The sequence below is a fragment of the Paracoccus laeviglucosivorans genome (genome assembly GCF_900182695.1).
GTDB lineage: Bacteria > Pseudomonadota > Alphaproteobacteria > Rhodobacterales > Rhodobacteraceae > Paracoccus > Paracoccus laeviglucosivorans.
In genome coordinates this window covers 1-10,749 of the sequence record NZ_FXTK01000044.1, presented here as the reverse complement: position 1 = coordinate 10,749, position 10,749 = coordinate 1, and the positions used below count along the sequence as shown (strand labels likewise).

The 10,749-nt window shown below is 63.9% G+C and carries 10 protein-coding genes; 6 read left to right on the top strand and 4 right to left on the bottom strand.

Annotated elements, in window-relative coordinates; all coding sequences use genetic code 11:
- Together FN835_RS20340 and FN835_RS20335 are read right to left on the bottom strand one after the other, a co-directional pair.
- Nucleotides 1–1,130 (bottom strand): aldolase/citrate lyase/malate synthase family protein (locus FN835_RS20340; protein WP_484217491.1); only part of this gene is annotated, 1,130 nt, incomplete at its 3' end.
- Nucleotides 1,131–1,303: 173 nt separating this feature from the next.
- Nucleotides 1,304–1,993 (bottom strand): hypothetical protein, encoded by a 690-nt coding sequence (locus FN835_RS20335; RefSeq protein ID WP_142665066.1) that lies wholly within the window; start codon nucleotides 1,991–1,993, stop codon nucleotides 1,304–1,306.
- Between the two features lie 164 nt (nucleotides 1,994–2,157).
- Between FN835_RS20335 and pepN the strand changes: the two genes are divergently transcribed.
- Together pepN and FN835_RS20325 are read left to right on the top strand one after the other, a co-directional pair.
- Complete coding sequence (pepN, locus tag FN835_RS20330; RefSeq protein ID WP_142665065.1) at nucleotides 2,158–4,689, top strand: aminopeptidase N; 2,532 nt, start codon at nucleotides 2,158–2,160, stop codon at nucleotides 4,687–4,689.
- A gap of 53 nt (nucleotides 4,690–4,742) precedes the next feature.
- Nucleotides 4,743–5,648 (top strand): 1-acyl-sn-glycerol-3-phosphate acyltransferase, encoded by a 906-nt coding sequence (locus tag FN835_RS20325; RefSeq protein ID WP_142665067.1) that lies wholly within the window; start codon nucleotides 4,743–4,745, stop codon nucleotides 5,646–5,648.
- Between the two features lie 104 nt (nucleotides 5,649–5,752).
- On the opposite strand, the gene proB is transcribed toward FN835_RS20325, so the two are convergent.
- Nucleotides 5,753–6,865 (bottom strand): glutamate 5-kinase, encoded by a 1,113-nt coding sequence (proB, locus tag FN835_RS20320; RefSeq protein ID WP_142665064.1) that lies wholly within the window; start codon nucleotides 6,863–6,865, stop codon nucleotides 5,753–5,755.
- Nucleotides 6,853–7,884, bottom strand: a complete 1,032-nt coding sequence (gene obgE / locus FN835_RS20315) for a GTPase ObgE (protein ID WP_142665063.1) — start codon at nucleotides 7,882–7,884, stop codon at nucleotides 6,853–6,855. Before obgE ends, proB begins: the two co-directional genes overlap by 13 nt.
- Nucleotides 7,885–8,016: 132 nt before the next feature.
- Between obgE and FN835_RS20310 the strand changes: the two genes are divergently transcribed.
- The 4 genes from FN835_RS20310 to FN835_RS20295 form a co-directional block, all read left to right on the top strand.
- Complete coding sequence (locus FN835_RS20310) at nucleotides 8,017–8,346, top strand: DMT family transporter (RefSeq protein ID WP_221930502.1); 330 nt, start codon at nucleotides 8,017–8,019, stop codon at nucleotides 8,344–8,346.
- 56 nt (nucleotides 8,347–8,402) lie between these two features.
- Complete coding sequence (locus FN835_RS20305) at nucleotides 8,403–9,821, top strand: protein adenylyltransferase SelO (protein WP_142665061.1); 1,419 nt, start codon at nucleotides 8,403–8,405, stop codon at nucleotides 9,819–9,821.
- 15 nt (nucleotides 9,822–9,836) lie between these two features.
- Nucleotides 9,837–10,589: an endonuclease/exonuclease/phosphatase family protein gene (locus tag FN835_RS20300; protein ID WP_142665060.1), complete on the top strand. Its 753-nt coding sequence runs from the start codon at nucleotides 9,837–9,839 to the stop codon at nucleotides 10,587–10,589.
- Nucleotides 10,590–10,655: 66 nt separating this feature from the next.
- The coding region (locus FN835_RS20295) for a hypothetical protein (RefSeq protein WP_142664507.1) at nucleotides 10,656–10,749 on the top strand (94 nt) is incomplete at its 3' end.

Here is a 10,749-nt window from a genome sequence, read left to right as displayed (position 1 = left end):
GAGCCGGTGACCGAGTTTTTAGGCCCGGTTTTCGCCAGATCGCGCATCGAACACAGCGCGGTGACCATGGCGTCCAGCAGCCCCTCGAACACCTCATTGCCGTCGCGGTCCAGAACGGCGGGCGTGGTCATCAGATGGCCGACATTGCGCACCAGCATCAGCGAGCGGCCCTTGACCGTCACGTCCGCGCCGTCCGGCCCGGTAAAGGTCACGTCGGGGTTCAGGCTGCGGGTGAAGGTCTTGCCGCCCTTTTCGACGCTTTCGGTCAGCGAGCCATCCATCAGCCCCAGCCAGTTCGCATAGGCCAGCGTCTTGTCTTCGCCATCGACGCAGGCGACCGAATCCTCGCAATCAATGATGGCCGACAGCGCCGATTCCAGCACGATGTCGGAAATCCCCGCATTGTCCTGACCGCCGACCGGGGTGGACGCGTTCACCGTAATGCGGATCAGCAGGCCATTGTTTTTCAGGAAAATGTCGCTGGGCTTTGCTGCATCGCCGATATGACCCGCGAATTTGGCGCCGTCGCGCAGCGCCGGGATCAGCGCGCCGTCTTTGACCGACAGCCCGTCGATCCCCGCCCAGGACCCTTCGGCCAAAGGCGCGGCGCCGTCCAGAAAATCACGACCCCAGGCGATGACGCGGGCGCCACGCTGGGCGTCATAGCCCTTGCCCTGCGGCAGATCGCCCATGGCGTCGGTGCCATAAAGCGCGTCATACAGGCTGCCCCACCGGGCATTGGCGGCGTTCAGCGCATAGCGGGCATTGGTGATGGGCACGACCAATTGGGGGCCTGCCACGCTGGCAAATTCGGGATCGGTCGCCGGGGTCTCAATCTGGAACGCCTCGGCTTCGGGGACCAAATAGCCGATTTCGGTCAGGAAATCGCGGTATGCACCGGCATGCCAAGCCTTGCCGCGCTGACCGATATGCCAAGCGTCGATGGCCAGCTGCAGCTCATCGCGCTTGTCCAGCAGGGCGCGGTTGCGGGGGCCGAATTCGTGCAGCAATTGCGACAGACCATCCCAGAAACGCTGGGGATCGACGCCGCTGCCGGGCAAGGCGCGGTCACTGATGAAATTCGCCAGCGTCTCATCGACCCTAAGTCCCGATTTCTCGACCCGTGCCATATGCAAACCCTTCCTTGTCCTGACGCTTCAGCGATTTGTGCACGGTGGTATGCCATATCCCGAGGCGCTTCAACCTTGGCCGCTTTATAGCGCACGAAGAATGACAATTCGGCATTTATTGAAAAACGCCGCCCGGTGATGCCGGGCGGCGCAAATGTCGAATGGTCGGCAGATCAGTTGCTGGCGGGCGGCGGCGTCGTGGTGCCGGTGCCGGTCGCAGGCGGCGTCGTCGTAGCAGCAGGCGGGGTCGCCGGTTCAACCGAGATGGCGTCATCCACGGCTTCGCCCGCACTGTCCATCGCCTCGCCAGCAGCGTTGGCGGCGTCAGAGGCGGCGTCCTGCGCAGCGCCAGCAGCGTCGCTTGCGGCGTCGGCGGCATTGTTGGCAGCGGCACCGGCAGCGTTGGTCGCATCTTCCGCGGCCTCGCCAGCGGCATTGCCCGCAGCGGTCGCCGCATCATCAGCAGCGGTCGCGGCATCGCTTGCAGCTTCGCCTGCCGCATCGGCGGCGTTGCCAGCTGCATCTGCAGCATTGTTGGCCGCATCAGCAGCAGTATCGGCGGCACCGGTCGCCGGTTCGGTCGTTGCGGCCGGCGCGGTCGTCGTCGCGGCCGGGGCGGTCGTGTCAGCCGCAGGGGCGGTGGTCGTCACGGCGGGCTCTTCGCCGGTCGTCACCTCATTGCGGTTCATGAAATACTGGAGGACGAAGTAGGCGATCGCCAGCGCCAGCAGGATGCCGATGATCAGCGGCAGCGGCGAGGCGCGGCGCTCGACCGGCTCGACATAGGTCTGGTTGACTTGACCGGGGCGATTGGGATCGACGGGATCGGTCCGGTTCGGGTCGTTCGGGTCGTAATTGGCCATCACGGCTCTCCTCAGGCTCAAGTTCAGCACGGGTTTGCAGCAGAGGAGACTGGGTCGCAGCCTTCCCCACCATGACTTGCGACCCGGCTATCCGGCAGTTAACAATCGAGTTTCCGCGTGAGTTCCGCGCCTTGCAAAGTTTTTTTCAGATCGGAGGTGCCGCAGTGACCGCCACCCAATACCTTGCCGACTGGCGCCCCTATCCGTTCGAGATCGCCGAGACACGGCTGACCTTTCATCTGGCGCCCCGCGCGACCCGCGTACTGTCGCAGATAGACTTTCGCCGCACGGGCGCGGGCGATCTGGTTCTGGACGGCGTGGGGCTGAAAACGATCAGCGTTTCCATCGGCGGCCAGCCCGTCGTTCCGCAATATCTGGGCGACACGCTGGTGATCCCCGACCTGCCCGACGCCTTTACCTTTCAGGCCGAAGTCGAGATCGATCCCGAAGCCAATACCGCGCTGGAAGGGCTGTATCTGTCGGGCGGCATGTTCTGCACCCAATGCGAGGCGCAGGGCTTTCGCCACATCACATGGTATCCCGACCGCCCCGATGTGATGGCACCCTTCCGCGTCACCATCCATTCCGACCAGCCGGTGCTTTTGTCGAACGGCAACCCGGTCAGCGAAGGTGCTGGCACTGCCGTTTGGCATGATCCGTGGAAAAAGCCTGCCTATCTGTTCGCGCTGGTCGCAGGCGATCTGCGCGCGGTCAGCGACCGATTCACCACCATGTCGGGTCAGGATGTCGCGCTGAACGTCTGGGTGCGTCCCGGCGACGAAGGCCGCGCAGGCTATGCGATGGAAAGCCTGATCCGCTCGATGCGCTGGGACGAACAGGCCTATGGGCGTGAATACGATCTGTCGGTGTTCAACATCGTCGCCGTCGATGATTTCAACATGGGCGCGATGGAAAACAAGGGCCTGAACATCTTCAACTCGAAGCTGGTCCTTGCCACGGCGGAAACCGCCACGGATGGCGATTACGAACGCATCGAAGGCGTGATCGGCCACGAATATTTCCACAACTGGACCGGCAACCGCATTACCTGCCGCGACTGGTTCCAGCTTTGCCTGAAGGAAGGACTGACGGTCTTTCGCGACCAGCAGTTCACCAGCGACATGCGCAGCGCCGCGGTCAAGCGCATCCACGACGTCCAGACCCTGCGCGCGCGCCAGTTCCGCGAGGATGCGGGACCGCTGGCCCATCCGCCGCGCCCCGATCACTATCAGGAAATCAACAATTTCTATACCGCCACCGTCTATGAAAAGGGTGCCGAGGTTATCGGTATGCTCAAGCGACTGGTCGGCGATGACGGCTACCGCACGGCGCTTGATCTGTATTTCGACCGCCATGACGGTCAGGCCTGCACGATCGAGGATTGGATCAAGGTCTTCGAGGATGCGACCGGACGCGACCTGACCCAGTTCAAGCGCTGGTATACCGATGCAGGCACACCGCGCCTGTCGCTAAGTGAAAGCTGGGCCGATGGCACGCTGGTGCTGGACTTTGCCCAAGACATTGCGCCGACGCCGGGTCAGACCGACAAGCCCGCCCGCGTCATCCCCATCGCGATCGGCCTGATCGGCCCGAACGGCCATGAGGTGCTGCCGACCACGGTTCTGGAAATGACCGAAAGCCGCCAAAGCTTCCGCTTCGACGGGCTTGGCGCGCGTCCGGTCGTGTCGCTGCTGCGCGGCTTTTCCGCTCCCGTCACCGTGACGCGCGAAATTACCGCCGATGAACAGGCACTGCTGCTGGCCCATGATACCGACCCCTATGCCCGCTGGCAGGCAGGGCACGATCTGGCGCTGGATGCGCTGATTGCGCGCGCGACGGGCGGCGAAGGCGGCGCGGAATTCAACCGTGCTCTGGCAGGCGTTCTGACTGACGCCAAAGCCGATCCGGCCTTTGCCGCGCTTTGCCTTGCCCTGCCGGGCGAGGAGGAGATCGCGACCACCATCGCCGCCCGCGGCGGCGTCCCGGACCCCGATGCGATCCACGCCGCGCGCCGCGCGCTGATGGCCGAAATCGCCGCTTCCCACGAAGCGGCGCTTGCGGCGCTTTACGACACCATGCAAACGCCGAACTATCAGCCCGATGCCGAAGGCTCGGGTCGGCGCAGCCTGCGGCTGGCCTGTCTCGCCTATCTGTCGCAACTGGATGGCGGCGCGCGGGCCGATGCGCTGTTTGCCGCGGCCGGCAACATGACCGAACGGCAGGGCGCGCTGGAGCAGCTGATCTCTGCCGGTCGCGATGCCGATGCGCTTGCCGCGTTTGAGGCGGAATTTCGCGACAACCGTCTGGTCATGGACAAATGGTTCATGGTCCAGCCGCTACGCGCGGCCCCCCGGCAGGCGGTTGCGCGGGCCCGCGAACTCGCGGCACGGCCCGATTTCGAATGGAAGAACCCCAACCGCTTCCGCGCGCTGATTGCAGGTCTGACCTCGAATCACGCAGGTTTCCACGCGGCAGATGGGTCGGGTTACGATTTTCTTGCGGAATGGCTGATGAAACTGGACGCCGTGAACCCGCAGACCACCGCCCGCATGTGTTCGGCATTCGAGACGTTGGGCCGCTATGATGCAGGCCGTCGCGCGAAAGGTCGGGCAGCTTTGCAACGCATTGCCGAAATGCCGGGGCTTTCCCGCAACACATCGGAAATGGTTACGCGCATCCTTGCCGGTGCCGCATGAGCAGGCACGAAGCGCACTTGCAGCCGGATTGCGGGCACGGCAATACTGGCTGCATGGATGCCCGCGAAGACATGCAACTCCGTCTTGATCCGCTGATTCACGAGCGGGCGCCTTGGCTCTTTTCGGGCCGCTGGCATCATAACATGGCACGTCGCGCGCTGATGTGGCTGTTACGCTACCCTCAGACAGTCGAACTTGGCGCGGAATTCCGCGACCTGCCGATGGACGAAATCATGCGCCGCATGGCGCAGTTGATCGTCCGTGACCTTACGGTCGAGGGGTTGGAGCACATTCCGGCGACCGGCCCCGCGCTGATCGTGTCGAACCACCCTACGGGGATCGCAGATGGGATCGTGCTGAATTCGGTCGTCTCGGCCGTGCGCGACGATCTGTTCATCTATGCCAATCACGACATCATGCGGGTCCTGCCGCAATTCGGAAGCCTGATCGCGCCCGTCGAATGGCGCACCGAAAAGCGCAGCCATGCCAAGACGCGCGCGACGATGGATTACACCCGCGAAGCAATGGAACGGGGCCGTATCGGTCTGATCTTCCCCTCGGGACGTCTGGCCAAGCGTCGCGGCCTGACGCTGCACGAACGCCCTTGGATGGCAAGTGCTGCGATGATCGCCAAGAAATTCGACGTGCCGGTCATTCCACTGAATATCCGCGCGCGCAATTCATCGCTGTTCTATCTGCTGGACGCGATCCACCCCACGGTGCGGGACGTGACGCTGTTCAACGAAGTACTGAACAAATCAAGCCAGCCCTTCCGGGTCACCATCGGCCCGGCGATTATGCCCGCCACCCTGCCCGCCCGCAGTGAAGACGGCATCGCCATGATGCGCGAAACCGTGCTGAATCTGCCGCCTCCAAGCGAAGCCGCCGTCAAGCTGTCTCAGATCCGCCGCCTGTCACAAGGTCGCCGCGCATTGGTCAAACCCAGCACCATCGAGTGAGATGCGGTCGCCGCGCCAGCCGCTGTGCCGCGAATGGGTATTTGAAGAACTAAGAAGACTTCTCTGTTCTACAAATACCCAAATACGGCGCCAGCAACGGGCGTTCAGATCACCATATCGTCGCGATGAATCAAGGCAGCGCGGCCCGGATAGCCAAGGATCGCCTCTATTTCATCGCTGCGATGACCCGCAATCGCCCGCGCCTCGGTCGAGGAATAGCGCACCAGACCTGAAGCCAGCCTTGCGCCATGTGCGTCCAGCACCACGACCGGATCGCCGCGACCGAAGCGGCCCGAAACCGCGGTGACGCCAGCAGGCAGCAGTGATTTGCCGTGGCGCAGCGCCTCGGCCGCGCCGGCATCGACGGTGACTTCGCCCTTGGCCTTCATCGCCGCAATCCAGCGTTTACGGGCTGCCTGGGGGTCGGTATCGGGCAAAAACCAGCTGACGCGCGCGCCGTTTGCCACAGCCGCAAGCGGGTTCAGGACGGAACCCTCGGCGATTGCCATGGCACAACCGCCCGCGACTGCCGTACGCGCGGCCATCAGTTTGGTCTTCATGCCGCCTTTCGACAGGCCGGAAATGGGATCGCCGCCCATCGCCTCGATTTCCGGGGTGATCTGTTCGATTACCGGAAGGTGACGGGCATCGGGATCGGTTTTGGGGTTGGCGGTGTAAAGCCCGTCCACGTCAGATAGCAGCAGCAACTGGTCCGCGCCGCAGGTCACGGCGATCTGCGCGGCAAGGCGATCATTGTCGCCAAAGCGGATTTCATCCGTCGCAACCGTGTCGTTTTCATTGACGATCGGCACGACGCCCAGCCCCAGCAGCGTCTGCATCGTGGCGCGGCTGTTGAGATAGCGGCGGCGGTCGGTCGTGTCGTCCAACGTCACCAGCAATTGCGCGGTTTTCACGCCATGCGGTGCCAGCGCCTCCTCATACGCGCGGGCCAGGCGGATCTGGCCCACGGCTGCAGCGGCCTGCGACTGCTCGACCCGCAGGGGACCGGGGGGAAGTTCCAGCACCTGCCGCCCCAGCGCGATTGCCCCCGAGGACACCAGCACGACATCCGTGCCCCGCGCCCGCGCGGCGGCCACGTCGTCGCAAAGCGCGCGCAGCCATTCAGCACGCAAGCCACCCGCCCCGACCAGCAGTGCCGAGCCGATCTTGACGACCAGTCGTTGCGCGGCCCCCAATTCGGGGATCACGGCTGCCACGGTGCGTCATCCTGTTCCTTGACCGACTGACGCGAGGGCGCGATTTCGGACCAAAGCGCCCGCAGCACATCGGTCACGCCTTCGCGCGAAACGCCGGACATCAGATGCACGGGCGTGCCCAGCTCTGCCTCAAGCGCGGCCTTTTTCTCGGCGATTTCTTCGGGATCCATCGCGTCGATCTTGTTCAGCGCGGTGATGCGCGGCTTTTCGGCCAATGCGGGCGAATAGGCGGCAAGTTCGTTCAGAATGGTGCGGGCATCGGTCGCCACATCCTCGGCCGTGCCGTCGATCAGGTGCAGCAACACGCGCGAGCGTTCGACATGGCCCAGAAACTGGTCGCCAAGACCACGGCCTTCGGATGCCCCTTCGATCAGGCCCGGAATATCGGCCATCACGAATTCATAGGCATCGACGCCCACCACGCCCAGATTGGGGTGCAGCGTGGTAAAGGGGTAATCCGCGATCTTGGGCCGCGCGTTCGACACCGCCGAAAGGAAGGTCGATTTCCCGGCATTGGGCAAACCCAGCAGGCCAGCATCCGCGATCAGCTTCAACCGCAACCACAGCGTGCGCTCGATCCCCGGCAGACCCGGATTGGCGTTACGTGGCGAGCGGTTGGTCGAGCTTTTGAAATGCAGGTTGCCAAAACCGCCATTGCCGCCCTTTGCCAGCAGCACGCGCTGGCCGGGTTCGGTTACGTCTGCGATGACGGTTTCCTGATCCTCATCCAGAATCTCGGTGCCGACAGGGATCTGCAGGATGATGTCGTCACCCGATGCGCCTGTGCGCTGCGCGCCCATGCCATGCTGGCCCGATTTCGCAAAGAAATGCTGCTGGAAGCGGAAATCGATCAGCGTGTTCAGGCCGCCGACGGCCTCGGCCCAGACATCGCCGCCGCGCCCGCCGTCACCACCGTCGGGGCCGCCGTATTCGATGAACTTTTCGCGACGGAAGGACACGCAACCTGCGCCCCCGCCGCCCGAGCGGACATAGACTTTGGCGAGATCGAGGAACTTCACAGGCGTTATCCTTGGCACTTGGGGCAAAGCCGTGGGATACGCGCATGTCCGGCGCGGTTCAAGTCCGGCGTGACTTTCCCGATCGTCGCGATTTACATGGCGCGACAGCCGCAAGGAGCCATCATGCCCGTCATGACCTATGCCACATTGCTGATCGCCATCGCGCTGGAGGTGGTGGGCACGAATTTCCTGCAACGCAGCCAACAGTTTACCAAGCTTTTGCCAACGCTGGGCATGGGACTTTGCTATGCCGGATCGTTCTATTTCCTGTCGTTGGTTCTGCGCACCATGCCGCTTGGCATCGCCTATGCGATCTGGAGCGGGCTTGGCATCGTCCTTGTCTCGATGATCGGGCTTTTCGTCTTTGGCCAGAAGCTGGATCTGGCCGCGGTGGTCGGGATCGGCTTGATCATCGCGGGCGTCGTCGTCATCAATCTGCTGTCGGGCAGCGTGACGCATTAGTCCTGCCCTTAACTTTTCCGCAATGAGGGCTAGATAATGTCGAAAGGAGAGGCGTGATGATCCATTTCGACAACAGCTATGCCCGCCTTCCAGAAGGCTTCTTCACCCGCACCGCGCCGACGCCCGTGCGCGATCCGAAGCTGGTGGCGCTGAACCGGCCGCTGGCGGAACGGCTGGGGTTGGATGCTGGCTGGCTGGAAAGCCCCGCAGGTGTGCAGATGCTGGCCGGGAATGCCCTGCCCCAAGGGGCCGAGCCGATTGCGCAGGCTTATGCCGGGCACCAGTTCGGCGGCTTTTCGCCCCAGCTTGGCGATGGCCGTGCCGTGCTTCTGGGCGAAATCGTGGCCCCCGATGGTCGGCGTTTCGACATTCAGCTAAAGGGCGCGGGCCCCACACCTTTCTCGCGGCGCGGCGACGGACGGGCGTGGCTTGGGCCGGTGCTGCGGGAATATCTGGTCAGCGAATTCATGGCGGCCTTTGGAATTCCCACAACGCGCGCTCTCGCGGCGGTGACGACCGGCGAACAGGTGATCCGCGAAACCATCCTGCCTGGTGCGGTCCTGACCCGCGTGGCCGCCAGCCACATCCGCGTGGGCACGTTCGAATTCTACGCCGCGCGGGGGGACATCGAACGCCTGCGCGTGCTGGCCGAACACGTGATGGCGCGGCATTATCCCGACGCCAAGACCCCCGCAGATCTGATGCAGGCCGTGGTCCGCGCACAGGCCAGCACCATCGCCGGCTGGATGGGCTTGGGCTTTATCCATGGCGTGATGAATACCGACAATATGTCCGTCTCGGGCGAGACGATCGACTATGGCCCCTGCGCCTTCATGGACGGCTACAAGCCGGGGCAGGTGTTTTCCTCGATCGACGCGGGTGGGCGCTATGCTTGGAACGAACAGCCCAACATCGCCGTCTGGAACCTTGCGCAATTTGCAAGCTGCCTGGTGCCGCTGATGGGCAATGACGACGCTGCGGTGGCCGAGGCGACGCGGATCGTTCACAGCTTCCCCGAAATCTACAAGGCCGAGGGGCATCGCCGCTTTACCGCGAAGCTGGGGATCTCGGGCCCGCGCGCCGCAGATCAGGCGCTGGTCGAGGGGTTGCTGAACCTGATGGCGGCAGAGCGCGCGGATTTCACCCGCGTCTTTGCCGGTCTGTCGGACGGCACGGCGCGCGATGAATTCATCGACCGCGACGCCTATGACCGCTGGGCGCAGGATTGGCAGGCGCGGATTGCGGAATTGCCGGATGCCGCATCGGTCATGGCTCGCGCGAACCCACGCCGCATTCCGCGCAACCACCGGATCGAACAGGCCATAGCTGCTGCACGGGATGACGGCGATTTCACCCTGTTCCACCGCCTTGACGCAGCACTGCGCGACCCCTTTTCCGACCGCCCGGAATGGGAAGATCTGTCCGTCGCGCCTGCGGTGGATGAGATTGTGCAGCGCACCTTTTGCGGCACCTGAGCAAGTAAAGGTCACATGCAAAAGGACAAGATCAGGCTCGCCAGCTACAACCTGCACAAATGCCGGGGCATGACCGGCCCCTATGCGCCCGAACGCAATCTGCGCGTCATCGCCGATCTGGGTGCGGATGTGATCGCCCTGCAAGAGGTGGATTTTCGCCTTGGCAACCGCCCCGAGGCCCTGCCCCGCGCGCAGATCGAGGCAGCGACCGGCATGGTCCCTGCGGTCTTTAACGGCACTGGCGAACGCTCGCTTGGGTGGCACGGCCAGACGATCCTGATGCGCCCCGAGTTGATGGAGGGGGCGCAGGTCCGCCGGATGCCCTTGCCGGGGATCGAACCGCGCGGCGCATTGGCGCTGCACCTACCGGGGCTTACCATCGTTGCTCTGCATCTGGGCCTTGCCCGCTCGTCGCGTCGCGCACAGCTGGCGCGGGTCGTGGCGCAGGCCACGCGCATGGGTCGCGACCGACTGATCTTGACCGGGGATTTCAACGAATGGCACGACAATCGCGGGCTTGAGGCGTTGGAGCCGATGCATGTCATCGCCCCCGGCCCCAGCTGGCCCGCGCCGTTTCCGCGCCTGCGCTATGACCGCATCGCGGTGTCGCGTGGGATCGAAGTGGCCGATTATGGCGTGTGGGACAGCGAATTGGCGCGGCAGGCATCGGACCATCTGCCGATCTGGGCCGAAGTCCGGCTAGAGCCGCAGTCGGCCGGACGCCAGACCGCAAATATCCGAAGTGTCAGCGATAACGGCCCGGAATGACGCTTTTCTGCGTGTGCGAAGCCCGCTAAACAACCCTCAATCATTGTCACGAGAGGGACGGAAGACATGACCGCCATCATCGACATTTTCGCACGCGAGATTCTGGACAGCCGCGGCAACCCGACCGTCGAGGTCGATGTCACGCTGGAAGACGGCACCA

Coding starts and splice junctions, on each gene's coding strand:
- FN835_RS20335 (WP_142665066.1), bottom strand. CDS start 1,993: ATGGCCAATTACGACCCGAACGACCCGAACCGGACCGATCCCGTCGAT.
- FN835_RS20325 (WP_142665067.1), top strand. CDS start 4,743: ATGGATGCCCGCGAAGACATGCAACTCCGTCTTGATCCGCTGATTCAC.
- FN835_RS20310 (WP_221930502.1), top strand. CDS start 8,017: ATGACCTATGCCACATTGCTGATCGCCATCGCGCTGGAGGTGGTGGGC.
- FN835_RS20305 (WP_142665061.1), top strand. CDS start 8,403: ATGATCCATTTCGACAACAGCTATGCCCGCCTTCCAGAAGGCTTCTTC.
- FN835_RS20300 (WP_142665060.1), top strand. CDS start 9,837: ATGCAAAAGGACAAGATCAGGCTCGCCAGCTACAACCTGCACAAATGC.